17 protein-coding genes are annotated in these 26,368 nt (G+C 40.1%); 16 read left to right on the forward strand and 1 reads right to left on the reverse strand.

All coding sequences use genetic code 11. From position 1 onward, the window contains the following. Window positions 1–267: 267 nt before the first annotated feature. The 8 genes from BLR53_RS04230 (at window position 268) to BLR53_RS04265 (ending at window position 9,176) form a co-directional block, all read left to right on the forward strand. Window positions 268–954 carry a hypothetical protein gene (locus BLR53_RS04230; protein WP_074587516.1) on the forward strand — a complete coding sequence of 229 codons (687 nt, stop codon included), beginning with the start codon at window positions 268–270 and terminating at the stop codon, window positions 952–954. Between the two features lie 192 nt (window positions 955–1,146). Continuing rightward, window positions 1,147–1,638: a peptide-methionine (S)-S-oxide reductase MsrA gene (gene msrA / locus BLR53_RS04235; protein ID WP_037443712.1), complete on the forward strand. Its 492-nt coding sequence runs from the start codon at window positions 1,147–1,149 to the stop codon at window positions 1,636–1,638. A 31-nt stretch (window positions 1,639–1,669) separates the two neighbouring features. Further along, window positions 1,670–2,407 carry a hypothetical protein gene (locus tag BLR53_RS04240; protein WP_074587519.1) on the forward strand — a complete coding sequence of 246 codons (738 nt, stop codon included), beginning with the start codon at window positions 1,670–1,672 and terminating at the stop codon, window positions 2,405–2,407. A 270-nt stretch (window positions 2,408–2,677) separates the two neighbouring features. Further along, entirely contained in the window at window positions 2,678–3,616 is a 939-nt protein-coding gene (locus BLR53_RS04245; protein WP_074587523.1) for a GLPGLI family protein, read from the forward strand. Further along, on the forward strand, window positions 3,613–6,270 hold the full coding sequence (locus BLR53_RS04250) for a peptidase associated/transthyretin-like domain-containing protein (RefSeq protein ID WP_074587528.1): 2,658 nt from the start codon (window positions 3,613–3,615) through the stop codon (window positions 6,268–6,270). The genes BLR53_RS04245 and BLR53_RS04250 overlap by 4 nt, the downstream gene beginning before the upstream one ends. A 130-nt stretch (window positions 6,271–6,400) precedes the next feature. Next, complete coding sequence (locus BLR53_RS04255; protein WP_074587532.1) at window positions 6,401–6,901, forward strand: GNAT family N-acetyltransferase; 501 nt, start codon at window positions 6,401–6,403, stop codon at window positions 6,899–6,901. A gap of 29 nt (window positions 6,902–6,930) precedes the next feature. After that, window positions 6,931–7,851, forward strand: a complete 921-nt coding sequence (locus tag BLR53_RS04260) for a LytTR family DNA-binding domain-containing protein (protein WP_074587535.1) — start codon at window positions 6,931–6,933, stop codon at window positions 7,849–7,851. 86 nt (window positions 7,852–7,937) lie between these two features. Continuing rightward, on the forward strand, window positions 7,938–9,176 hold the full coding sequence (locus BLR53_RS04265; RefSeq protein ID WP_074587537.1) for an acyltransferase family protein: 1,239 nt from the start codon (window positions 7,938–7,940) through the stop codon (window positions 9,174–9,176). Here the strand turns inward: BLR53_RS04265 and BLR53_RS04270 are convergent. Then, window positions 9,152–12,214 (reverse strand): beta-L-arabinofuranosidase domain-containing protein, encoded by a 3,063-nt coding sequence (locus BLR53_RS04270; protein WP_074587540.1) that lies wholly within the window; start codon window positions 12,212–12,214, stop codon window positions 9,152–9,154. The two genes, BLR53_RS04265 and BLR53_RS04270, sit on opposite strands and share 25 nt — an antisense overlap. 307 nt (window positions 12,215–12,521) lie before the next feature. Here BLR53_RS04270 and BLR53_RS04275 point away from each other — a divergent pair, with 307 nt between their 5' ends. From BLR53_RS04275 to BLR53_RS04310, 8 genes are all read left to right on the forward strand, one after another. Continuing rightward, the gene (locus tag BLR53_RS04275) at window positions 12,522–15,272 is read left to right on the forward strand and encodes a DUF5695 domain-containing protein (protein ID WP_244889449.1); all 2,751 of its coding nucleotides are present in this window, start codon (window positions 12,522–12,524) and stop codon (window positions 15,270–15,272) included. A gap of 3 nt (window positions 15,273–15,275) precedes the next feature. Further along, window positions 15,276–16,673 (forward strand): aminopeptidase P family protein, encoded by a 1,398-nt coding sequence (locus tag BLR53_RS04280; protein WP_074587544.1) that lies wholly within the window; start codon window positions 15,276–15,278, stop codon window positions 16,671–16,673. Window positions 16,674–16,685: 12 nt separating this feature from the next. Continuing rightward, the gene (locus tag BLR53_RS04285; RefSeq protein WP_218122970.1) at window positions 16,686–18,377 is read left to right on the forward strand and encodes a M1 family metallopeptidase; all 1,692 of its coding nucleotides are present in this window, start codon (window positions 16,686–16,688) and stop codon (window positions 18,375–18,377) included. Between the two features lie 123 nt (window positions 18,378–18,500). Next, window positions 18,501–19,418 carry a dihydrodipicolinate synthase family protein gene (locus BLR53_RS04290; RefSeq protein WP_037443691.1) on the forward strand — a complete coding sequence of 306 codons (918 nt, stop codon included), beginning with the start codon at window positions 18,501–18,503 and terminating at the stop codon, window positions 19,416–19,418. A gap of 11 nt (window positions 19,419–19,429) precedes the next feature. Continuing rightward, entirely contained in the window at window positions 19,430–21,010 is a 1,581-nt protein-coding gene (locus BLR53_RS04295; protein WP_074587549.1) for an aldehyde dehydrogenase (NADP(+)), read from the forward strand. Beyond that, on the forward strand, window positions 21,007–22,005 hold the full coding sequence (locus tag BLR53_RS04300; RefSeq protein WP_037443687.1) for a 4-hydroxyproline epimerase: 999 nt from the start codon (window positions 21,007–21,009) through the stop codon (window positions 22,003–22,005). The genes BLR53_RS04295 and BLR53_RS04300 overlap by 4 nt, the downstream gene beginning before the upstream one ends. Before the next feature lie 27 nt (window positions 22,006–22,032). Next, window positions 22,033–23,274 (forward strand): NAD(P)/FAD-dependent oxidoreductase, encoded by a 1,242-nt coding sequence (locus tag BLR53_RS04305; protein ID WP_074587552.1) that lies wholly within the window; start codon window positions 22,033–22,035, stop codon window positions 23,272–23,274. Between the two features lie 110 nt (window positions 23,275–23,384). Continuing rightward, window positions 23,385–26,360, forward strand: a complete 2,976-nt coding sequence (locus BLR53_RS04310; protein WP_074587554.1) for a SusC/RagA family TonB-linked outer membrane protein — start codon at window positions 23,385–23,387, stop codon at window positions 26,358–26,360. Window positions 26,361–26,368: the final 8 nt, after the last annotated feature.

Consider the following 26,368-nt stretch of genomic DNA (forward strand, 5'->3'; position numbering starts at 1 on the left):
AAAATATTAAACGGAAGGATCTCAAAAGAGTTTACAACTATAGTATTACTATCTTAGCAATAATAGAGGCTATCATGGAGGAGGTTGTAAAACACAAAAATATTAGAAGGCCTGATCGGCTGGTTGATTTTATTTTTACTTAACCGTTTACTCAAATGAAACATCTGGAAGACTCAAAATTGTATGCTGAAAACAAAGCGAAAAATTACTTAAAGGAATTGACTGAGTTAGGAAGCTTGGAGTGTAACGGCAGCGAGTAATTAAGTTATGAATGTAATTAATCAAGAATTTGAAACGCTTTATTATAAGGCGGCGACAAATAAGCTGGATTTGAAATATCTAGAAGAAATACAGGCGTTTTGTGATATGTATCAAGCGCATGCAGATATAGAAACTTTTAAGATTAGAGCTAAAAGTTTGATGAGCCTTATTTATGTCGTGAACGGTCTGCCTGAGAAGTCTTTTGAGATTGATTTGGAATTGTTATCAAAATTTTCAGATGAAATGCTCCTTACATATTACCCTAGAATCTCTCATGCGGTAGTTACTAGTACCGATATCGGGAGAACAGATGAAGTCAGGCCCTTTGCCTTAAGGTATTTACTGAACAAAAATGCTGACCATTGGGATAGTCTATTAAGCATCTTAGCATGGTATATTAAACACTATTCCGATTCTCGCGAAGTTTCCGATAAGTTTAATGATGTCTTTTCTAGTATTGCATTGATGATGGGCTATTTGCCTGATCCGTCAGCTTCACTCGCAGATAAGGTAAGTTCTTTATCTGAAGAGCGCGATAGAAATCATAAGAATATGAAGCAATTTAACAGCGCTTATTTTAAAGCAGCAAATGAAGATAAGGGACAGGTTTTATCTGGTTATTTAGAAACAAATCCGTTGCCAGTCTTTAGAGAAATGGCATTAAGAAACTTTAAAAATAATCCTGAAAACTAAAACTCAGATAGGAACTGCAGCTAGCTTTTGCAATGATCAATAATTAATAGCAATCTCAAATTATTATAATCAGAAATGAGTTTCAGGAGGAAAGAATTGCTGCAATATTGATTAAAGCAGTAACGGAATGATTGGATTATATTAAATTTGTAATATAAAATAGTATCAGCGTATTAAACTAACACAGTCAATATGGAAAATTTAAAAAAATCATACATAGCCGGTGGATGTTTCTGGGGAATGGAAGACCTTTTTCGAGTACGTCCCGGTGTAAAAGACACTGAAGTTGGTTATTTAGGGGGATCAAATGAAAATCCTACTTATAGGAACCATCCCGGTCATGCCGAAGGTCTCGAGATCACATACGATGCTAATGAAACGTCGTACAAGGAACTATTAGATTATTTTTTCAGAGTTCATGACCCAAGCACTGTAGACAGGCAAGGGAACGACAGGGGTTCCAGTTATCGGTCTGCATTATTTATTCAAGATGAACAAGAAAGAAATGAAGCGCAGCAGGTTATCGACATAGTTGATCAATCGGGACGTTGGCCAGGCAAAGTGGTGACTACGCTAGAGCCTTTTACTAAATTTTGGCCCGCTGAAGATGAACATCAAGATTACCTTGTAAAACAGCCAAACGGGTATACTTGTCATTTTGAGAGGTTTGGAACCTTCTTGTAAAAAATCGTTATAATCGCAGAATTTTTATATTATGAAAAGATATCCTTTACTACTGCTATTATTCGCGACATTATCGGGATATGCTCAGAATACGATCAACAACTACAAATATGTATTGGTGCCGGAGCAGTACAGCTTTTCTAAAGAGGTTGATCAGTATGGTCTAAATAACCTGACTAAGGACTTGCTGGGAGACAAGGGGTTTATGGCTTATTTTGATGATAAAAATTTACCGGCTGATATAGCTAATGATAGATGTAAGGCAATGATCGCCGATATTATCGAGAAAAAAGGAATGTTTACGACAACACTTACACTGATCTTAAAAGACTGCAAGGGTAATGTGGTTTTTAAGGGTATGGAGGGAAAAAGCAGGGAAAAGGATTTTAAAACTTCTTACAATGATGCTTTAAAAAAAGCCTTTATTTCGTTAAATGATGTTCCTTATACTTTCATAGGTGAAGTTAGCAAGGTTGCGAGCGTAAAAGTACCCGATGCTGTTGTAGTTTTAAAAGATCGGGCTGCAGAAGCAGATGATAGTACCGGACCCTCAGAAACATTATATGCTCAGATAACAGAAAATGGTTTTCAGTTGATAGATACCACACCAAAAAAAGTGCTGACTCTCTTTAAAACTTCTATACCGGATTGTTTTATTGCCGACAATGGACATAACAAAGGCGTCGTGCTAAAAAAAGACGGGAAATGGCATTTTGAATATTACGAGAATGACAAACTAATTTCAACAGGACTACAGATTAAATTTTGATTCTTAAATTAAATAATATTATTGAAGGGCATCTGAAAAGATGCCTTTTTTATTTATCCGGTAATCCTGGTTTTTTTTTATTTGTGGAGGTATTTCCTGTGTAATTTCTTTGTTTACAGCTCGGTAGTGTAAATGAATGTTACGAAGTGTAAATCAAAGCGACAATTTGTTAATGAGGGTTAAAGTGCCGTTTTAACAGGATTTACATCGATACATTTGGGTAAAGACGACTTAGCTAATGGTAGCTGAGTGGACCAAACTACAAACCCAATGAAACATTTTTTATTCTGCATAATTATAGCAGCAACCATGTCCTGTTATGCTCAAACTACCGATAAGGTGCTGGCAAGAGTGGCTTACAATTTCAGTCATCTTCGGGATACGACTAAAAGAGATCAGGTACATATTGAAGAAATGCTACTTATGATCGGTAGAAATTCATCACTCTATACGAGCGCATTTAACGTTGCTCAGGCAGGCGAAATAAAACGGATGAAGTCTAAGTCGACCGCCCGGCAAGGCACCTTTATGTCTGTTAGTTCAACTGTACGGTCTACCGTATCTGCAACTGCTGGCGGTAGTTTCGAAAGTATTGCTATGCCTACCTTAACTGATTATTATTTCTTTTCAAAAACGCATAAATTCTATACAAAAGAGCAATTGGGTAGGTCATATCTTGTAGAAGAAGACGCGCCGGAGATTAATTGGAAAACTTCCAATGACACAATTAGCTTTTCTGGTATAGTTTGCCGGAAAGCAACAGCGTACTTTAAGGGGAGAAATTGGACTGCCTGGTATGCAGAGGAAATACCTTTTCAAAGCGGTCCCTGGAAGCTTAATGGACTTCCAGGATTAATTCTAGAAGCCTATGATGACAGTAGAGAGGTGCAATTCAAATTTGCCGGAATAGATAAAATTAACTCAGAAACTGCCGGAATGCAGCTGGAAATTCAGAATTGTATTAACGATATGAATTCTTATCAGGGAGGTGAGATCAGACTTCCAGAAAACATCATAAGAACGGACGTGTCAGGAATAAATAAACTTAAAAAAGCAATGGAGAGAGATCCAGAAGGTTTTTTTAAGTCTCAAATGGATGCCGCACCTCTCATTTCTGGCAGAATAGCTATGTCAACGGTATCTCTGAACAGCGGTTTCACTATTGGAACTCAGGAAAACAATCCAATTGAGAGACCTGAGAATAAATGAACAAGCAATGTTTGTTAACTGTATTTTTACTACTGGGACCCCTTTTATCTGTTTTTGGGCAGAAGCAGATAAAAGGAAAAATTATCGATATTAAAGGTGAGCCCATTGCTGCGGTAACAGTCACTTTAAAATTGAAAGATGATAGCATTTTAAGTTTTGGTTTTTCAACAGAAAAGGGACTATTCAGTTTAACAATGCCTGAGCTCGACGACAATGTATTTCTAACTGCAAGTGCAATCGGCTATGAGAAAAAGACCATTACAATAGCTAAAGGCCCGGATAAAGATTATGAGTTCGTTTTGCTAGAGCGTGAAATTAACCTCGAAACAGTAGAAATTAAAAACAGGCCTGTATTAGTAATTAATGGAGATACCCTCAACTATATAACGGCAGATTTTAGCAGTGCACAAGACCGAACAATTGCAGATGTGCTAAAGAAGTTACCAGGTATGCAGATCGAGGACGACGGTAAGATAAAATTTAATGGGAAAGGCATTTCTAATTTATATATAGATGGCGATAATATGTTAAACGACAGATATAATGTCGGGACAAAAATTCCGCATGGAGCTGTGGCTAAAGTTCAGGTGATAGAAAAGGATCAACCCGTTAAACTGCTCCGTAAAAATAACATAAGCCGGGATGTGGCCATTAATTTAGTCATTAAGGACGAAGCAAAGCTGGATATTATAAAAGAGGCTGGCTTAGGTATTGGTACTCCAAAAAAGGTTGATGGAAACTTTACGGCTATGTCGTTTGGCAAAAAACTGAAATTCATTTATAATCTTACTGGAAATAATATAGGAGCGGACCCCGGTATTGAGATTACCGCGCATAATAGGAATAACCATGGAAATGAGAATAATAAACACTCAAATTTTCTCTCAACAGGGACCGGGGGTAATCCTCCGCTTCCGCAAAGCAGGTACTTATTCAATAAATCGGAATTGATAAACCTGAACAATTTTTATAAGATCAATAAGGATCTTGATGCTAAAGTCAATTTCTCTTACCTATATCATCAGGAACACCACAATGTACTTACTTCATCAGATACTTATTTGAATAACGGGCAGACAGTCAGCTATGGAGAAGTTCAGCAAAGCAAAGTTATTCAGCAGAAATTATATGCAGATCTAAACATTACAGGTAATACTGATAATTATTTCTTAAGTAATAGTATGATTCTGAGTTATGAACCTAAAAAAATAAATTCAGGTATAAATATTAATAATGTTTACGCAGATCAGGTACTTAGACAGAAGATGTTGGATATTTCAAATGAACTGAACTATAGAAAAAAGCTTAAATCGTCAAACACGCTCAACTTTTACTCTTATCTGAATAGTACTATGCAGCCAGAATCTCTTAAAATAAGACCTGGGGTAAATGACTCGATTTTAAATAGTGGACTGCCCTATGCCGGATTAAATCAACAGTTGAGAATACCGACACTTTTTACTGATAATCATTTATCCTATGGTGTAGTTAGGGGAAGGTTCACCCAGTATTATAAAACGGGATTCAACGTTCAAAATCAACAGTTTACTTCAGATTTATACAGTATTCAGAATGACGGAGCAGACGAGCCGGTGAAAAACATGAACAATGACTTACACTGGCTTAAATTGAAAATATATACTGAAGTTAGTTACGAATATAGCGGGCAGAAGTTAAAAGCGGCGCTTAATCTACCTGTTGGATATAATAGTATTCGTTTTAATGACTCGGATAAAGGGCTGGATAGATCTTTAAACAGGGTATTTGTAAATCCTTCACTAAACCTGGACTATAAGCTTGGATTGGAAAATTATGTCTCTGCTGATTATAGTTTTAACAATAAATTCGGCGGAATAGATGACGTTTACAAGGGTGGTGTCTTAAAAAACTACAGGTCAATTTTTGCTAATGACGCACCTGTGTCCGAACAAAAAAAACATAACGCGGGTGCAGCATTTAAATTTAAAAAACCTTTACAAATGTTCATGTTTGGCATTTCTGCCAGCTATGAGCACATAATATTTAATACCATTTCTTCCTATATTTTAGCTGATAATCTGCAAAAGAAAATAGTATTGCCGGTAAAGAACCAAAGTAATGCATGGTCTTTTGAGTTAAACGGAAGCAAGTATTTGTTCGATATCAGAAGTACGGTAAACGGGTCGGTAAATTACAGTCTAAATAATTTTAAACAGATGCAAAATGGTGTATTTGAACCTTTTAATACTTCAGCTATATCTTATAGCTTAGGTATTGAATCCAGGTTAATGAGTTTTATAAATTGGTCTTACAAGGGAAACTATTCCGCCATCAATAATGTTGGTGGAAATAATGCCCAGATAAGAATAAACCCTAAACAGTTCAATCAAAAATCGACCTTAACGGCTACTGCATTTAAAAGCTTATTTATCTCTTTATCTGGCGAACACCGGTTTACCCGGCAAGCTGGTCAGTTAGATTTAAGCTATCTATTTACAGATTTTAATTTACGGTACGTTTTTGTGAAATTTAAGACAAATCTGGAATTTAGTGTCACTAATCTGGCTAATATTAAAAAGTTTGAAACCATTGATTTTTCTCCGAATGCGTTGACCTTATCCAGCTATCGTATTCCAGGAAGGGTCATGATGATCAAGTCGACATTTAACTTCTAACATTTTAATGATTTTCTTGCCAGTATAGCCCATACGTAAACGATATTGAGTTACTTATAATTTGTATAATTCCGGGCTAAAGTGGTAATTTCACCCTGGAAGTTAATTATGAACTTATTTAAAATTTACGATGGAGATTATTGCCGCCCGATTAGAAGATATTAGTCAGATTATGTTCATTATTGACCAGGCGAAAAGTATCATGCGAGAGAATGGTAATCAAACGCAATGGATCAATGGCTACCCGTCAAGGGAAATTATAGAAGCAGATATTCTTAATCAACACGCTTTTGTGTGTGTAGAAGATGCAGAAATTGCAGGTTACTTTTGTTTTATAATGGGAAGTGATCCCGATCCAAACTATAAAGTAATTGAAGGAGGCGCCTGGCTCAATAATGCGCCATATGGTGTTATACATAGATTGGCCTCATCAGGCACGGTAAAAGGGATTGCAAGAAAAGCATTCGAATTTGCTTTTAGCCGCATCAATAATGTCAGAGTTGATACCAATCACGATAATATTCCAATGCAAAATTTCCTGAAGAACAGTGGCTTTGCTTACTGCGGAATTATATATGTAAGCGATGGAACTCCCAGAGATGCTTTTCAGAAAGTAATAGCCGACGATTAGGTTTGTAGTTAGTTATTTGACCTATATATATGACTAAATATAACGAGGGGCGGAATACTAAAATGCAGTATATAACAGGGTTGGGTAAACAGATGTATCTGTATGATATTTATCAGCTGAATAAAACTGCGAAAATGGCTGGTTTATTATTTTCAGTAACCTTGCTGTTCCTTTTCCTTTTTAAACCTTTTGTTGTTAATGAAGCGGAACTTAAATATTCATATCTGTTTATCTGTTTAGTGCATGCTGTATCCCCGGCTCTTATATTTATAGGTTATTTTAAGATAGTTGGGTATGTTAAAAATGAAGAATTACTAGACAATGGACAGATAACTTTCCATCTGTTTTTTTCTCTGGCCAGTATTTTCTTGATTATCGGAGTGGTGAGCTTCTTGTTAAGAGATTTGATTTATAATAATCCAGATAACTGGTCTTTGCGGTATTTATGGGAGGAAATTAGAAATACCTATCTGGCCGGTGGTCTGTTCAGTTCGTATTTCCTTTTTGCAAATTATTATTTCAGGTCGCAGGAAAACCGGAAGCAAGAGTATAATCTTCAGGAGATCAAAGAAAATGATATACAGGTGCAGCCCGATGTAGTTTTTATCAAAGCGCATGTTAGAATGGATGATTTCAACTTCAACCCTTCGGCATTTTTGTTCGCTCGTGCTGAAGGAAATTATATTGAAATAACTACGCGAAATAGTGACAGGTTAAAAAAGGAGCTCAACAGGATTTCGTTAAAACAGTTTGAGTTACAGATTTCTGGTATTGATAATCTGATCAGATGTCATCGGACTTACCTGATCAATATCGGGCAGGTAAATCATGTGTCGGGTAATTCACAAGGATATCTGCTATCTTTTCAGGGAACGGAAGAAACAGTTCCGGTTTCCAGAAACAATCTGGGGATTTTTGATCGATTATATAAAGAACTAGGAATGGACTGATTTTTAGATGGTTGCTATTCATCACAAACTTTAGTTACTGGTAACAAGTTTCGATCGCAATGATGAGCTTTGATTAAGTTTGACATATGAATTCTCCAATTAATCGCACCTCAAATACACTACGCTATCCTTGGCTGGATTATTTACGAGGCTTTCTAACCTTATTGGTTGTCGCACACCACTCTTCCCTGGCCTACACTACTTTTGCTAATTTTAACAAAGAAATGTACGTCAGTTCAACTAATCCTGTTGTCGATATTACACGTTGGCTGGGAATGGATTATTTTGAGGATTTCAATGACATTTTCTTTATGGCTCTTATGTTTCTCATAGGAGGGATCTTTTTAATGAGCAGTATTCAAAAAAAAGGGCAATCATCGTTTATTTCTGATAGATTTTATAGGTTGTTTATTCCATTTCTATTTGGCTCGACAGTGCTTATGCTCATTGCTTACCTTCCATCTTATTATCTCGCATATGGAAATTTTAACTTGCGCAGCTATATTATCGATTTTTTTACTGTCGAATCCTGGCCGGCAGGCCCAATGTGGTTTATCTGGCTTCTGTTTTTATTTAACCTGGTATTTGCAATTTTATTTCCGTTGGTCAAATCACTTATGAAAAGGATTGGGCGCAGCATTGGTAATCATGCACACAGACCATTAAAAATTATCCTGGGTTTCTATCTGATCGCGTGGTTAAGCTATGTTCCAATGGTAATGTTGTCCGGGGCCGGAACCTGGACCGGAGTTGGACCTTTCGATTTTCAGGTATCCAGGGTTCTTCTGTATTTCAGTTTTTTCATCATCGGGATTATTCTTGGTACTTCCGGGATTGATCAGGGGATCTTTGGGGAGAATAGCTTCTTCGTTAAGAAATGGTTTTTATGGGTAGCCGGATGCATTTTAACTTATTTATTGCTGAAATCTATTGAAGCACCATTAACCCTTATATATAAACAGCAAAAGTTAAGTGAGGTACAAGCCTTCTTGATTTACCGGTCAATATGGATATTGTCTTGCGTATTTAGCAGTTTAGCATTTCTGGTGCTGTTCCGAAAAGTATTTAATTCTATAAGCCCCTGGTGGCAAAAGCTCTCTGATAATGCCTACGGTATTTACCTGATCCATTATATTTTTGTCGTCTGGTGCCAATTTGTTCTAACCTATATAGATCTGCCTGTAATAGTTAAGTTTACTATTACATTTGTTATTTCGGTAGGGGCAAGCTGGGCTGTAAGCTTTTTTTTAGGAAAAATAGAAGGATGGCGCAGATGTACTAATAAGGAGATCACCATGCCTTATTTTAAAGTGAAATCTAAGTAAACAGAATTACGTCCGTATGTCTCGTAAAACGGTTTAAAAACTACATCACCAATCGTAAATGTTAACTGCTGCGGATCGCCTTTAATTGACTTGCTTATATCTTTAGCATCCAAGGTTACTTTACGCCATTCTTTTCTAGCTTCGGGCTCTTGTGCTGCCAGCAGAATGGGTCCATAAAACAAACTAGCTATATTCTGCTGGTCCATAACTGGATCCAGATGAAATTCGAATGGCATTTTTAGCTCTATAATATCGCCATCTTTCCATTTACGGTTTATTTTCACGTAGCTGCCCGGTTCAGCGTGAAGCTTTTGTTCTTTACCGTTGATCTTCACGAAGAATCCTTTGGTAGCCCAGCCCGGCACACGCATATTAATATCGAATTTTCCATTACCCTTGATAGTCAAGCGGGTATGGTCTTCCTTTGGGAAATTTGTTGTTTGTTCTACGGTAATATTACGTTGTGTCCAATTTAGTGTTGAGGGTATATATAGATTCACATAAAGTGCCTGGTCATCTTTACTCTTAAAGTAAATTGAATTTTGCAACTTGGTGCTACTCTCTATTGCTGTACCGTTGCAACACGTAAAGCCTGTCATATCCGGATTGCTAAATTGTTTGACAGAACTAGGGCCGAGCGGGATATGATAAGTGTTTGCGGGGCTATCTTTTGCTACAGAAGCCAGAATATGATTGTACAATCCACGCTCGTAATAGTCCATTAACTCTGCCCGCTGGTCGAAGAGAAACAAGCTACTTGTTAATTTTAGCATATTGTAGGTCGCGCATGTTTCATTTTGCCCTCCTGCAGAGAATCCATTTTCATATAATGTTGCAGGTTGACTAATAAAACATTCTGCGTTTGCCGGATTCCTTGCACCTGCAACCCCTCCAATACTGTACATATAATCATTAACGGTCTTATACCAGAAATTATCGGCCACTTTATAATATTCCGGCTTGTGGGAGACACGGTACATCTCGATACTTCCCACAATTTGAGGTATGTGTTGATTAGCATGCAGCCCACGGAAGGTATCTACATTTCTGGCCAGTCCATGCGAATGTGCTGTGTCGCCAAAGAACACTTTTATATTATCAAATAATTGGGCTGTTTTCATATACTTCTGATCACCGGTAATCCGGTACAGGCGGGCCATTGACTCATTCATGCCTCCAAATTCGCCTGCAATGTATGTATTCCACATTTTTATAAGGGTCGCCGTCGGCAATTTACTCAAGCGGGCATATACCCAATCACTCATGCCGGCGGCAGTTTCAAGGGCTTTTTTATTGCCACTTACTTCATATACATCTAACAGGCCGGCCAGAATTTTATGCAAGGTATAATAGGGTGCCCAAACCTGGTTATTTTTGCCCCCGTAAAGAGCACCATTTTCTAACATGATAAACTGATCTGGAGGATAAGCGCTAATGAACCCTTCTCCCCAGTTCCAATAATCGGAACGAATACCAGCTTGACTAAGGTCAGAATCATAACCAGATTTTCCCGGCCCATGAGGTACTGCGGAGGGGTCGGACACAAAACTGCCACCTGCTTTTTTCATCTTTCCAGATAAATTTGATAATTCATATAAGGTATTCACCATATATTCCATTTTTTTAGAAAAATTATCCTGAAGTTTCTTGTCGTATCCTGTTCCGGCATACGCTTGTGCTATTGCGGTAAGATAGTGCCCGGTAGCATGTCCTCGTAATTTGGTATCCTCGCTGTCCCACACGCCCAAAGGTTTTGATCCCTCAGGTTGTTTCTGACCAAAAGCATGGCGGAACATATATAAGAAGGAATTTGGGTCAGTTTTAGCTAGTGTTGTAATAAATTTATCACGATTTTCGATGAACTTGGTTTCATGGCCATGATCATCGCTTGCTAAAGATACCTGGTTGAGGTTAAATTCCTCCAGCTTTGAATTTGGCGTATTTGATTTGCCGGATCCTTTTACTGTGACATATGCCTTTGGCTGGAAATCCGTTCCTGCGATACGTCCGGTAACGGCATAGCGTCCGGGCTTAAGGACTGCACTATTATCGACAGGAGAAGGCCAAAGAACGCGTACTTTTGGTCCTTTCATTTCATTCTTGTAGGTTCCCGTTAGATAACTAGGTAATCGCGGCAAATTTCCCACTTCTGTTTCCACCTCCACATCGGAAACATGAATCAAATAAGTATTATAAAGTTGTGGTGTAGTTTTAGAAAAATGCGGAAGATCTTCTTCAGACTTGCCTACATTTACCGAACTTTCATTTATACCCTTCTGGGAGTTATTATAAATCCCCGTAACCTGTTTTCTGCTCAGGGGAACACGATAAATACGAAAATCATGTATCAGGGCATTTAGATTAGGGTCTCCAGGCACTAGCGATTTTCCAATATAAAGCAGTTTTTTTTCTCCTGACTGCTGGCCAAACACTTCTTTTAGATCCGGGAGAATATCCTTTGCTTCACCTGCAGGCTTGCCATCGACATAGGTAGTAATAGATTTTGAAGGAACATCTATTACTACGGCAAGATGAATCCATTTATTCCTGGTAATAGTAGGAGACACAGCCCCTTTTTTATTATTTCTCTCTGTTGTTAACAATACCTGATAACCTTCTTGAGCAGTTGTCCCAACTGGTGCTGCAAAAAAATGATTGTTGGCATCCTTTCCAAAGTCGAAAAAACGTTGACCAGGTTGTTCTGAACGTAAATTTATCCATCCAGATATACTGATAGATTCAGTATCCGCCAATGCTTCTCCGGGGATGGTAATAAAAGCGTTGTTAGCACCAGAGAGCAGCAATACTTTTCCGAACCGAGCATCATTAATAAAAACCGCTTCGTTACCCTGATATTTGGCATGCAAATTATTCCGGGACCAGTCTTTGACATTTCCATCAAACAAATAACGCGCAATCATCCCCGTTTCACCAATCCCATCTAATATCTGGTCTCCATTTTGCGCTTGGGCGGTATTTATAGGAATTAAAGCAGTGAAAAGTAGGATTGCGGTTAGGAATTTTTTGTGCATTTTCATATTAAATCATTTTAATCGGCAAACTTTATATCTCTCTAATTACCAAATCTTATTATCCACCCCCATACATTGACTTCGTGTCTCCTTTGATTGATAATTTTTTATAAAACTATGCGGAATCCCTGGGTTTGTTTAATTCTATTTTACCTAATAACCACATGATATTAACAGGTGTCCGATTAAAGATTAGTGATATGTATTAGTTAGTGGCCTTAAATAAACCAATACTTGCCGGATTTTGTCCGCTTTGGTTTTTAGGACCTCTGCATATCGCAAAATTTATAGTTTTGATTAAATGAAAATAAAGATGCACAACAAATTGCGATTTATATCTGGCTTATCTCTACTGGCCTTATTTACTTTAGGGACACCTCGACAGGCAATAGCTCAAAAATACTGGGAAAAACTTTCGGCCCGTCCAGCCTCCTTAGGGTTAGCGCAAGGTACGCTTGGTTTTGATGCCGGCGATCTGCAGTTGAGGCTGGTTAAATCTTCGCAAACTGCTGCTGCGCTGTCTTCTAAAGCGGTCAAAGATTTTGATTTTACACCTTCCGAACGTTTAAAGGTTCGGCATAGTGACGGGCTCTATCATTTGGGTGATATTAACCTGATGTTAAGGACTCCAGGGAAGAATTGGCACAAGTACTCTTCAGCAACCAAACGTGCCGCTGTCAAAGTTTTAAAAAGCGGGGGCAAAGTGTTGGCTGCCTCGGATTTGGCACCAACTCTCGCTGCAGATATCCCTTTGCGCGTAAGACGTTATTGGGAAATGAAGGACGGACAACTAGTTTTGCGCTTTGAACTTAAAAATATCAGTAATAAGAATGTGGAGATTGGAGGGTTAGGAATTCCGCTGATCTTCAATAATATTTTAGAAGGTAAATCGCTGGATGAAGCACATGCACAGAACGTTTTTTATGATCCATATATTGGTATGGATGCTGGTTACCTGCAAGTAACCCGGTTGAGCGGCCTGGCACCATCTTTATTGGTTCTTCCAGACGGTGACACCCCCTTCGAAGCTTATAATCCGCTGCTTGATGATCCAACACCACGCAGTATTGTGTTTGAAGGCTTTTATGAGTGGATGGTGTACAGTAAAGCTTATGCCGAACAAGAATGGCAGGGGGTAGAACAATGGAATACGCCACGTTCTATCGTGTTAAAACCAGGAGAGCTACGTCAGGTAGGTTTAAAATTAGTTGTCGCTGGTCAAGTGAAAAACCTAGAAAACAAATTGCAGCAGCAGCACCGCCCGGTAGCAGTTTCGGTTCCGGGTTATGTATTACCACAGGATGTGAATGCGAAGCTATTCCTCAATTATCCTAAAGCAGTAAAATCGATTGCGGTCTATCCGCAGGAAGCTTTAACATTGAAAGCTGCTGAAAACACCAAAAACAATTGGAAAACCTACCTTGTTAACGGCAAAAAATGGGGCAGGGCAAGGGTAACTGTTACCTATGAAGGCGGTTTAGTGCAGACTATGCATTATAAAGTTATTAAACCGGAAAGCCAGGTTATTGCTGATTATGGCAACTTTTTAACAACCAAGCAGTGGTTCGACCAGCCTGACCCTATCTTTAAAAGAAGTCCATCGGTAATCACTTATGATGATGATAAAAAGGAGCAGGTGGTGCAGGATAACCGTGCCTGGATTGCAGGATTGAGTGATGAGGGAGGCGCCGGAAGCTGGCTTGGTGCCATGATGAAGCAATTGGTATCGCCTAAAGCTGCTGAAATAGCATTATTAAAACGGTTTGCCGACAGCACAATGTTCGGGCATATCCAATATGCCAATGGACCGGAAAAATATGGGGTGAAAAAGAGCTTATTTTATTATGCGCCCGATTCTTTACCCAAAGGTACTTACGATCAGCATATAAATTTCAAAACCTGGTCTGCATGGCCGACTAAAGAAGCTAATTCTGTTGGTCGTTCTTATAACTATCCCCATGTAGCCGCTGCGCATTGGGTGATGTACCGCCTGGCCAGAAATTATAAAGGGCTGGTCGATTTCGATAGTTGGAAGACCTATTTAACGCATGCTGCAGAGACTTCTCTAGCCATGACCCGGCTTGCGCCACATTATGCACAATATGGACAAATGGAAGGCACGGTTTTTTTACTAATTTTAAAAGACCTGCAGGCCGAAGGAATGACAGAACTAGCCACTAATCTGGAAACAGAGATGAAAAAGCGTGCATTGCATTGGCGTTCCCTTTCTTATCCTTTTGGGAGTGAAATGCCTTGGGATTCTACTGGTCAGGAAGAAGTATATATGTGGTCTTCATATTTTGGTTTCCAGGATAAAGCAGAGGTGACGCTGAACGCTATCCTGGCCTATGTACCCCTGATCCCTCACTGGGCCTATAACGGAAATGCGAGGCGCTACTGGGATTTCCTTTATGGCGGTAAATTGCAAAGGATAGAAAGAATGATTCATCATTATGGCTCGGCATTGAATTCTATTCCGGTTCTAACCGATTACCGAAATCACCCAAATGACTTTTATTTATTACGCGCAGGATATGCAGGGTTAATGGGTTCAATCGCTAATATCACCGAGGAAGGTTTTGCACCCGCCGCGTTTCATGCTTTTCCCTCGACTTTACGCAATGATGGTATTTCTGGCGATTATGGATCTGGTTTCTTCGGTTATGCCGTTAACACAGGTACTTATATAATTGAGCATAAAGAATTTGGTTGGTTAAGTTTTGGTGGAAACCTGGAGAAAGATAAAAACGTGATCAGGGTTAAACCTGTTACTGCAGCTAAAAACGCAGTATTTATTGCCCCTGCAGGCCTATGGATCAACCTTGAGGCAGGCAGCATCACTGAAATATCCTATGACCTTTTATCGGGCGACGTCCATATCAAATTAGCACCTGGTAATGCATTCACTGTTTCTGCGTCGCTGAGATATGAACAAACGCCCGGCGAGAGCGAAAAAGGTGCCTATGAAATAAGTAAAATAGAAAAAACACCGCAAGGAAGTTACCATATTCCATTACAACAGGAAGCGGCAACTGAAGTAGTTTTTCAAAGAAATAAACTGTAGAATATGTTTGCTAAAGAAGTTTATAATAACAGGCGCAATGAGTTGGCATTGACCTTACGTTCCGGCATTTTACTTTTCATGGGGAATGAAGAAAGCCCTATCAATTTTAAAGACAATACCTATCATTTCAGGCAAGACAGTACTTTTCTCTACTATTTTGCACTCAATGAACCTCATTTAGCGGCGCTGATTGATCTGGATGAGCAAAAAGCAATTGTTTTTGGCGATGAAATGAGTCTGGATGATATCGTATGGATGGGAAGACAGGAAACCCTGAAGGAGAAATGTGCATCCGTTGGACTGGATTTCCTGCAGGCCTCATCCGAGTTAGAAAATTATCTTGGACGAGCTCGGGCGAAAGGCAGGCAGATACATTTTTTGCCACCTTACCGAAGCGAGAACAAAATACGTTTATCTCAGGCGCTCGGCTTAGCGATAGACGAACTACCCGGATCCGCCAGCATAACATTTACTAAAGCTGTTATCGCACAGCGGTCCATAAAATCTGCCGAAGAAATACATGAGATTAATCAGGCAGCGTCTATCTCCGCTGATATCCACCATTTGATCATGCAGACTGCTAAACCCGGGCAGACAGAAAGAGACCTTGTAGCATCCATACAACAGGCCGCTGTGGCTAGTGGTGGCCAGCTGGCTTATCCTGCTATTGTTACCACCAGGGGGCAGATTTTACATAACCATTATTATGGAAATACTTTAAAGGAAGGCCAATTGGTACTCAATGATTCTGGTGTGGAGACTGCTTTGGGTTATGCAGGTGACCTGACCCGTACATTTCCAGTCAGTAAGAAATTTACCACTAACCAAAAAGAGGTATACGATATCGTGTTGGAAGCCTACAACCAAGCCGTTAAGCTCTTGAGTAATGGAGTGCTTTATCTCGATGTTCATCTTAAGGCTTGTAAAACCCTGGCATATGGGTTAAAAGATATAGGTTTAATGAAAGGCAATATTGATGATGCTGTTGCTCTGGGTGCCCATGCCCTGTTTTTTCAATGTGGTACAGGACACATGATGGGACTGGATGTTCACGATATGGAGGATCTTGGAGAAGTTTATGTGGGTTACACAGATAAGCTGAATAAAAATACGACACAGTTTGGGCTGAAGTCATTACGGCTGGCTAAAAAACTGGAATCTGGTTACGTAGTTACCGTGGAACCGGGGCTTTATTTTATCCCAGAATTGATAGATCAATGGGGCGCTTCAAAACAGTTTGGTGACTATATCAATTACGATAAGCTAGAGGCATTCCGGGATTTCTCGGGAATTCGGATTGAAGACGACTTTTTAATTACCCCTAACGGTCATGAAATGCTGGGTAAACACCTTGCTATGACGACAGACGAGATTGAGGCCATAAGAGCCGAAGCCTTTTAATTTTTTATAGAAATGAAGAAAATATTATTACGGGGACTGCTTTGCATGTCCCTTTTTCCATTAAGCCAATCCAACGTTTTTGCACAGGAAATGTTGAAACCTGGAAAATCTTTCAGTCGTGCCGATACTTTACGTGGCAGTTTGTTACCCGAACGTACCTGGTGGGATGTCCAACGTTATGAAATTGGTTTGAAACCAGATTATAACAGCAAAACTATCCAGGGTTCGAATAAGATTGTTTACAATGTAGTGAAAGGCCACGACGGTCGGACCAGGATGCAGATTGACCTGATGGTCCCTTTGGTTATAGATAGCGTATTGTATAAAGATGGCAGCCGGTTAAAGTTTGAACAAGAAGGTAATGTTTGGTATGTCCAGGTTCCTAAACAAGAATTAAAACAACAAAATAGTGTGCATATCTATTATCATGGAAAAGTGCATGAAGCTGTTCGTCCGCCTTGGGACGGCGGGTTTATTTTTACCAGGGATTCTTTGGGACGTCCCTGGATGACTGTTGCCTGCCAGGGATTAGGAGCTTCGGTGTGGTACCCAAACAAAGATCACCAAAGCGATGAACCAGATAAAGGTGCCTCGCTTACAATGACGGTGCCGGATAGTCTGGTTGCGGTAGGTAATGGTCGTTTATTGTTTAAAAAAGATAACTATGATGGAACGACTACCTATAAATATAATGTAGTAAATCCGATCAGTAATTACTGTATCATCCCTTACATCGGTAAGTATGTGAATTTTAAAGAAAAATATGCAGGTGAAAAAGGCCCCTTGGATGTGAATTATTGGGTATTGGATTACAATAGAGAAAAGGCCGGAGACTACCTGCCAGATCAGGTTCATAAAATGTTTAAGGCATTTGAACATTGGTTTGGTCCTTATCCTTTTTATGAGGATGGCTACCAACTGATTGATGCCTCACATACCGGAATGGAACACCAGTCGGCAGTTTCCTATGGAAATAAGTACAAATTTGGATACCTGGGCAGAGATGCATCGGGTACAAACTGGGGGCTGAAATGGGATTTTATAGTCATCCACGAAAGCGGTCATGAGTGGTTTGGAAACAATGTTACGACCAGAGACTTAGCAGACATGTGGGTACATGAAGGATTTACCAATTACAGTGAGACACTTTTTACGGATTACCATTTCGGAGAACAGGCAGGTAATATGTATAATTATGGTATTCGTAGTGGCATTCGCAATGACAAACCAATTATCGCTGCTTATGGCGTTAATGAGATGGGAAGTGGTGATATGTATCCTAAAGGAGGAAATCTTCTGCATACTATTCGCCACAGTATGAATAACGATGATCTTTTCAGGTCAATACTCCGGGGATTGAATAAAGTGTTTTATCATCAGACCATTACCTCAGCACAGGTAGAAGATTATATCGCGAAACAAGGGAAATACGATTATTCAAAGGTCTTTGATCAATATTTAAGAACCACAAATATCCCCACTCTGGAGTTTTATGTAGACAAAGGTAATTTATATCATCGCTGGACTGGTGCAGTCGAAGGATTTAACCTTCCATTGGTGCTTAAAAAAGCTGGTACAGCTACTATGCGTATTATTCCGACGGCAACCTGGCAACAGGTAAAATTAGATCAAGGACAGCAGGCACTGGTAACGGTTGAAGGATTTGAGAAAATGTATTATATCAAAGCGGTTAAAACGAGATAGGTGTAATTACAGGTTGTATTGGTTAATATCAGGTAATAGTTTGGGAGGCTGCAGCTTTAACTTTGAAGAAGAGTAATTGAAGAATTTAAAGCAAATATATTTAATCAGACAAAACTAAAAAACATGAGTATCAATTGGACTGGCGTATTTCCTGCGGTAACAACTAAGTTTACTGCAAATGATGAACTTGATTTTAATGCATTTAATATAAACCTGGAAGCACAGCTGGAAGCTGGCGTTGATGGGATCATATTATGTGGTTCTCTTGGAGAAGCCAGTGTGTTAACTGAAGAGGAAAAACTAGACTTATTATCCCACACTTTGAAAGAAGTAAACGGCAGGGTTCCGGTATTATTAAACATTGGCGAATCGACGACTAAGAAAGCCGTAGATGTGGCAATTAAAGCGAAACAATTAGGTGCTGATGGCTTAATGTTATTACCACCCTTACGCTATTATTCGGATGTTGAAGAAACATTAGCATTTTTCTCTGCCGTTGCAGAAAGCACTGACCTGCCGATTATGATTTACAATAATCCCGTAGATTATAAAATCGAAGTTACACTGGATATGTTTGAATATCTGGCAAGGTACAGTAATATTCAAGCGGTCAAAGAGTCAACCAGAGACATCTCCAATATTACCCGTATGATTAATCGTTTTGGTGATCGTTTTAAAATCTTTACTGGTGTGGATCCTATTGCGATGGAGTGCCTGGTAATGGGTGCCGACGGTTGGGTGGCAGGATTGGTTGATGCTTTTCCGAAAGAGACCGTGGCTATTTTCAGGCTGGTCAAACAGAATAGAATTGCCGAAGCTTTAACCATTTATCGTTGGTTTTTACCGGTTCTGGAATTGGACATCAAGCCTAAACTGGTACAATATATTAAACTGGCTGAAGTAGCTACCGGTATTGGAACAGAGGCAGTTCGCGCGCCTCGTTTGGCGATAAAAGGAGCAGAGCGAGAAAGTGTACTGAAAATTATAAATGATGCCCTTGCGGTCCGCCCACAATTACCTGAAGGCAGCTGGGGAATATAAACAACGATCATATGACATACAGCAATATAGTTTGTTCTACCTACCGGAACTCTTCTGAACCTGGCTTTCATGCCATTAATCCGGCAACTGGAGAGACCTTAACGGGAAGTTTTAATACCGCAAGCCTGCAAGATGCAGATGATGCTTTGAAAGGCGCAGAACTTGCTTTTCAGGAATACAAAAACCTTAATAAAGATATAAAGGCCGCTTTTTTAAGGGCAATAGCAGATGAAATATCTCAGTTGGGAGAAGATTTGCTTTCCCGGGCGGCTCAGGAGAGTGGTCTTCCTATAGGCCGTTTACAAGGCGAAATGGGTAGAACCATCGGACAGCTGCGCATGTTTGCGACCCTGGTAGAAGAAGGATCATGGGTAAACGCAATTATTGATGTCGCCTTGCCAGACCGGAAGCCACTGCCCAGAGCAGATATTCGCCGGATGCTTGTGCCTTTAGGGCCGGTTGTTGTATTTGGAGCAAGCAATTTTCCACTTGCTTTTTCGGTTGCTGGTGGTGACACAGCCTCGGCATTGGCGGCAGGTTGTCCTGTAGTAGTTAAAGCTCATCCTGCACATTTAGGTACCAGTGCCCTGGTCGGAAGTGCTATTTTGAAAGCTATAGAAACTACTGGTGTGCCTAAAGGTGTATTTTCCCTGTTGTATGATGACAGCTATGAGATCGGTACACATCTGGTTAAACATCCAAAAACCAAAGCAGTCGCATTTACGGGTTCTTTTAAAGGTGGAAACGCACTTATCCAATTATCACATCAACGGGAGGTTCCTATTCCCGTATTTGCTGAAATGGGTAGTATTAATCCGATCGTATTATTGCCTGAGGCCCTCCAAAAGAGACATCAGACCTTAGCGGCGCAATGTGCATCTTCTATTATTTTGGGTGCTGGACAGTTTTGTACCAATCCTGGTTTGCTGTTGGCCATAAAATCGCCGTCTCTGGATTTATTTAAAGCAGATCTTGCGGCAGCCATAGTAGAAACACCTTCTGCTACTATGCTTACCCCTGGTATATGCGAAAATTATAACAACTTGTCAAAAGCTGTTCTTCATACAAATGGGATTACTTTAATCGCCGAATCAACAGTAGTTAATCAAGAATTGCAGAGTCAGTCTGTTGCGCGGATTGCAACGGTAAGTGCAGCAACTTTTCTGATGAATAAAGGATTACAGCAGGAAGTTTTCGGCCCTTATTCTTTAATAGTCGTGGCAGAAGATGCAGCGGAACTAACGGCTGTTGTCGAGTCCCTGGAAGGCCAGTTGACAGCAACCATTATGTCGGAAAAAAATGAACTGGAAGACTATTCTGAACTGATCAATAAACTATCAGATAAAACCGGCCGTATGCTGTTAAATGGTGTGCCGACAGGTGTAGAAGTGTGTGCAGCCATGCAACATGGAGGGCCATATCCGTCAACCAACGATAGTCGTTTTACTTCTGTTGGATCGACAGCTGTTTACCGCTTTGTGAGGCCCATGGCCTGGCAGGACTGGGATGATCATTTACTTCCAGATGCGCTTAAAGCACAAAACCCATTAGGCATATATAGATTGATGGATCTAAACTGGACTAAACAATGACCAAATCTTTTTTTTGCGTAGATGCACATACTTGCGGAAATCCAGTAAGACTGGTGGCTGGTGGAGGTCCTGTACTTAATGGGGCTAATATGAGTGAGAAAAGACAGCATTTTTTAAGAGAATACGATTGGATCCGTACAGGACTGATGTTTGAACCGCGTGGTCACGACATGATGTCGGGAAGTATCTTGTACCCACCCCATAATCCGGAAAATGACGTAGCTGTTTTATTTATTGAAACTAGCGGATGTTTGCCAATGTGTGGACATGGAACTATCGGTACCATCACCATTGCTATAGAAGAAGGGCTGGTAAAACCTATTACGCCTGGTATTATCCGTATGGAAGCACCAGCCGGTTTGGTGAAAATTGAATATCAGCAAACCGGAAATAAAGTTACTTCGGTAAAGCTGCAGAATGTGCCAGCCTACCTGGCTGCATCAAATTTAGAAGTCGAGTGTCCGGATCTGGGAACTTTGACTTTTGATGTCGCTTACGGAGGTAATTTTTATGCTATCATTGACCCTCAGAAGAATTTTAAGGGGATCGAGGATTTTACGGGTTCGCAGTTAATAAGCTGGAGCCAGGTAATCCGAAAACGGATTAATCAAAACCATTCTTTTGTTCATCCGCTTGATCCAACGATCAACGGCTGCAGCCATATTCTTTGGGCAGGCGCACCGCTGGATCCAACATCCACAGCAAGAAATGCTGTTTTTTATGGTGATAAGGCAATTGACCGTTCACCATGTGGAACGGGTACTTCAGCCCGTATGGCGCAGTGGCACGCCAAAGGCAAGTTGCAAAAAGGTGATGTTTTTATACATGAGAGTATTATTGGTAGCAAATTTACAGGAAAAGTAGAAGAAGTGATCCAATTGAACGGAATGGACGCGATTATTCCGAGTGTGGAAGGCTGGGCTAAAGTATTTGGTTATAACACAATCAAAATTGATGATGATGACCCTTATGCCTTTGGATTCCAGGTGATTTAATCTTCTTTATATTTAATCAATACATACATGTCAAATATATTAATTATCGGTGGGGGTATTGTGGGCCTGAGTTCGGCTTATTACCTCCATAAAAAGGGTCATACTGTAACCATCTTGGATAAGGGGGATTTGACCGACAATTGTTCTTTCGGAAATGCCGGTATGATTGTTCCAAGCCATTTTGTGCCACTTGCTGCACCGGGGATGGTGCAGCAAGGTATCCGTTGGATGTTTAACCGGAAAAGCCCTTTTTACGTTCGTCCATCTTTGAACCCGGAGCTAATTAACTGGGGAATAAAGTTTTTAAAACATGCCAATTCCCGCCATGTATCCGAATCGGCAGTCCCTTTAAAAGAGCTTAATTTACTGAGCAAGAAGTTCTATACTGAATTGGCTGAAGAACCTGATTTTGATTTCGAACTTCAAAGTAATGGTATCCTTTCCATGTACAAAACAGAGCGCGCTGCTGAGGAAGAGGCACATTTAGCACGGGCTGCTACCGAATTGGGCGTTAATATGTCCATACTTACTGCGGACGAATGCAGGCAGTTGCAGCCGGAATTAAACCTGGATATTTTGGGGGCAGTTCATTTTCGTGATGATGCACATATGAGTCCGCCAAAAGTAATGAATGCACTATTACGTTTTCTTGAAAAGGCAGGCATCAAGATTGTCCGCAACCATGAAGTGACTAATATTGAAACCCAGGGATCAAAGATTACCAAGGTTTATACAGGCACAACAGTGTGGGAAGCCGACCAATATGTCTTAGCTACAGGATCGTGGTCACCGGCGATAGCAAAGATGATGAAGATAAAAGTTTGTTTAATGCCGGGTAAAGGGTATTCTTTTATGGAGCCTGAGCCCTTGCAGCGCATGACTATTCCGGCATTACTTTGCGAAGCAAGAGTGGCCATAACCCCAATGAATGGAAGTATCAGGTATAGCGGCACGATGGAACTGGATAAAATAAATACCCGCATCAATATGGATCGGGTGAAGGGAATAGTAGAATCAGTGCCTAAATATTTTCCTGACCTAACTCCTTCTTTACCAGTTAAAGAAAACATTTGGTTCGGCTTCCGACCTTCATCTGCTGATGGCTTGCCTTATATAGGAAGACACATAAAAAGAGATAATTTGGTGGTCGCTACCGGGCATGGAATGATGGGTATGAGTCTTGGTCCCGCCACGGGGTACTTGGTTAGCCAAATTATTTCAGAACAAAAAACAGATATAGATATACATCCATTTTCACCATCCAGATAAGAGGGTAAAAACCGGGTATTACCTGATAATATACGAAAACTAGATTCATTTTTTTGAACATAACTTGTAGACTACTAGTCGTTTGATTAGTTGAACCAAACAAGATGAACATGAAAGTGAAAAATGAACCTTATCATCAGGCATACAAAAGAATCTGGATTCTTTTGTTGTTATTTTTACCCTGTCAGCTCTTTGCACAGGATGTAAACATTATTAAAGGAAATGTGAGGGATGCCACAGATGCGACCACCCTTATCGGCGTTTCTGTGAAGGAAAAAGGTACTTCAAATGCGACGAGTACAGACCAAAATGGTAATTACAGCCTAAAAGTTTCCAAGACAAATGCACAAATAGTATTTACCTACATTGGTTATGTAGCACAGGAAGTTGCTCTAGAGGGAAGGAGCAATTTAGATATGAAACTGAATGCAGAAAGTCGCGGGCTCAATGAGGTGGTGGTGGTTGGATATGGAACCCAGAAAAAGGGTGAAGTAACGAGTGCTATTGCAACGGTGAAGTCCGAAGATTTTGTGAAGGGGGCGGTGCGTGATGCTGCGCAACTCGTACAAGGAAAAGTAGCTGGTTTAAGGATAACCACTCCATCTGGCGATCCTACCGCGAGTACACAAATAAACCTTCGTGGATTAAATTCTATAAGTGGAGCTTCTGAACCTTTGATCTTAATCGATGGGGTTCCGGGAAGTCTGAATACCGTTTCTCCGGAAGATATTGAGTCAATCGATGTATTAAAAGATGGTTCTGCTGCCGCTATTTACGGTACACGTGCTACGGGAGGGGTTATTTTAATAACCACCAGGCAAAATAAATCAGGCTCTAAATCAACCATTGAATATGCTAACTATGCTAGTGTGCAGCAGATAGCCAAAAAACCAGAAATGTTATCGGCAACCGATTATCGTCGGTTAATTAGTGAGGGCAAGCCCTATATAGACTATGGTGGTGACACGAATTGGTTGGATGAAATCCTTCAAAACCCAGTGAGTCAAAACCATAATGTGACAATTTTTGGAGGTAACAATACCACCAATTTTACAGGATCAGTCAATTATCGTGACTGGGAGGGGATATTTCTCCGTTCTGGTCAGAAGCGTGTCAATGTAAGGGCATCCTTAAATCATGCGATGTTTAATGATAAATTGAAAACCAATTTACAGATTATCAACCGGGTAACCAAGTCTGAACAAGGTGGTGCAGATGGTTATGCGTACCGTCAGGCAATTATCAGAAATCCCACCGATCATATTTATAATGAAAAAGGTAAATGGCAGGAAAGAGACATTTACAATTATGACAATCCATTAGGAAGAATCTATGAAACTACAAGCGATAATACCTTTAAAGAGATGCGTATCAACGGTAGTCTGGCTTATAGTCCTGTCAAAGACTTGAACTTAAAATTAATGGTCTCTAATGTACAAAACACCAATTTATATGGAAATAGCACTACTTTCGATCACGTCAATACAACCAAGGCACAACTTAACGGGACAGCTTCACGTTCCACTTACGCAAATGTAGAGAACCTGGTGGAGTTCACTGGAAACTACAGCAAAACTATTGGAAAGCATAACTTCAGTGTGTTAGGTGGCTATAGTTGGCAGGATGCTGTTTATGAAAGTTTTAATGCTTATAACTTCGATTTTCCAACTGATGCCTATAGTTGGAACAAATTGGAAGCCGGATCGGCATTACAACGAGGTTTAGCCACTATGGGCAGTTATAAAAGTAAATGGCAGCTAGCTGGTTTTTTCAGTCGTTTAACTTATAACTGGGACGAGAAATACCTGTTTATGGCCAGTATCAGGAGAGAAGGTTCTTCTAAATTTGGCGAGAACTACCACTGGGGATCTTTTCCTGCGGCATCTGTGGGATGGCGAGTGAGTAAAGAAGACTTTATGCAGAACGTGTCACTCGTAACTGACTTGAAAATCAGAGCTGGTTATGGGGTAACAGGTACGATAGCTAATGATCCATATATGTCTCAAACCAGTTATAATTTCACCTATGACCAAGGTGCTTTCATTAATGGGAAATGGGTACAGGGTTTTGTGCCGGCAAGAAACTTTAATCCGGACTTGCGTTGGGAAAAGAAAAAAGAGTATAACGTAGGTGTGGATTTTGGCCTGTTAGGCAATAGAATTACGGGATCATTCGATTATTATACCAGAACAGTAGAAGATTTGATTTATAACTTCCGGGTACCGGTGCCACCATATTTAATTGAAAGTATGCTGATTAATGCCGGAACTATGAAGAACTCAGGTTTTGAGGCGCTGCTAAACTTCAAGGTGGTTGACGCCGGAGCTTTCAAATGGAATTCTAACGTAACCTATTCCTCCAATAAAAATAAACTGGTGAACCTGTCAAATGATAAATTTGATGTGACTGCCGATTTCTTTGATGCAGGTTATACTGGTGAGCCGACCCAGACGTCGACTCACCGTGTGAAAGTAGGTGGGCCAATCGGTCAGTTCTTCGTATTGAAAAGCGTTGGTGTAGATGAAAATGGTAAATGGTTGGTAGAAAGTAAAGATGGTAAGGTGATTTCCATTTCTGATTCTTCTCCCGATGACCGTCAGTATTACGGAAATGGTATTCCTAAGTATCTGTTGGGTTGGAACAACTCCTTTAACTTCAAAAATTTCGATTTATCTGTTAACGTCCGTGGTGCTTTCGGTCACGATGTACTTAATATGCAAAGAATGTATTACGAAAACCCTGTGAATAAGGCTTACAATGCTTTAGCTACGGCGTACGACCCTAAATATGGCAAGCAACTAAATAATGACCTGGTTTACGTAAGCGATTATATCGAAAAAGGCGACTATATCAAGATCGATAACGTTACTCTGGGTTACACTTTTGGTGACAAGCTCGTTAAAGGCGTTAAAAATCTACGATTCTACGTTTCTGGCTTGAACCTTATCACCATTACAAAATACAAAGGTCTTGACCCCGAAGCTGTAAGTTACACAGGTGATTTTACCTTCGCTCCAGGTATCGAGAACAGGGATGCTTATCCAACCACACGTACGTTCACCGCTGGTCTTAATGTTTCATTTTAGTTTTAATT

This window comes from Pedobacter antarcticus (assembly GCF_900103515.1).
GTDB lineage: Bacteria > Bacteroidota > Bacteroidia > Sphingobacteriales > Sphingobacteriaceae > Pedobacter > Pedobacter antarcticus.

What these genes read in the sequence shown, in the direction of transcription:
- BLR53_RS04250 (WP_074587528.1), top strand. Translation starts at nt 3,613, where the DNA reads ATGAACAAGCAATGTTTGTTAACTGTATTTTTACTACTGGGACCCCTT.
- BLR53_RS04275 (WP_244889449.1), top strand. Translation starts at nt 12,522, where the DNA reads ATGCACAACAAATTGCGATTTATATCTGGCTTATCTCTACTGGCCTTA.
- BLR53_RS04255 (WP_074587532.1), top strand. Translation starts at nt 6,401, where the DNA reads ATGGAGATTATTGCCGCCCGATTAGAAGATATTAGTCAGATTATGTTC.
- BLR53_RS04295 (WP_074587549.1), top strand. Translation starts at nt 19,430, where the DNA reads ATGACATACAGCAATATAGTTTGTTCTACCTACCGGAACTCTTCTGAA.
- BLR53_RS04240 (WP_074587519.1), top strand. Translation starts at nt 1,670, where the DNA reads ATGAAAAGATATCCTTTACTACTGCTATTATTCGCGACATTATCGGGA.
- BLR53_RS04300 (WP_037443687.1), top strand. Translation starts at nt 21,007, where the DNA reads ATGACCAAATCTTTTTTTTGCGTAGATGCACATACTTGCGGAAATCCA.
- BLR53_RS04305 (WP_074587552.1), top strand. Translation starts at nt 22,033, where the DNA reads ATGTCAAATATATTAATTATCGGTGGGGGTATTGTGGGCCTGAGTTCG.
- BLR53_RS04230 (WP_074587516.1), top strand. Translation starts at nt 268, where the DNA reads ATGAATGTAATTAATCAAGAATTTGAAACGCTTTATTATAAGGCGGCG.
- BLR53_RS04265 (WP_074587537.1), top strand. Translation starts at nt 7,938, where the DNA reads ATGAATTCTCCAATTAATCGCACCTCAAATACACTACGCTATCCTTGG.
- BLR53_RS04285 (WP_218122970.1), top strand. Translation starts at nt 16,686, where the DNA reads ATGAAGAAAATATTATTACGGGGACTGCTTTGCATGTCCCTTTTTCCA.
- BLR53_RS04290 (WP_037443691.1), top strand. Translation starts at nt 18,501, where the DNA reads ATGAGTATCAATTGGACTGGCGTATTTCCTGCGGTAACAACTAAGTTT.
- BLR53_RS04310 (WP_074587554.1), top strand. Translation starts at nt 23,385, where the DNA reads ATGAAAGTGAAAAATGAACCTTATCATCAGGCATACAAAAGAATCTGG.
- BLR53_RS04245 (WP_074587523.1), top strand. Translation starts at nt 2,678, where the DNA reads ATGAAACATTTTTTATTCTGCATAATTATAGCAGCAACCATGTCCTGT.
- msrA (WP_037443712.1), top strand. Translation starts at nt 1,147, where the DNA reads ATGGAAAATTTAAAAAAATCATACATAGCCGGTGGATGTTTCTGGGGA.
- BLR53_RS04280 (WP_074587544.1), top strand. Translation starts at nt 15,276, where the DNA reads ATGTTTGCTAAAGAAGTTTATAATAACAGGCGCAATGAGTTGGCATTG.
- BLR53_RS04270 (WP_074587540.1), bottom strand. Translation starts at nt 12,214, where the DNA reads ATGAAAATGCACAAAAAATTCCTAACCGCAATCCTACTTTTCACTGCT.
- BLR53_RS04260 (WP_074587535.1), top strand. Translation starts at nt 6,931, where the DNA reads ATGACTAAATATAACGAGGGGCGGAATACTAAAATGCAGTATATAACA.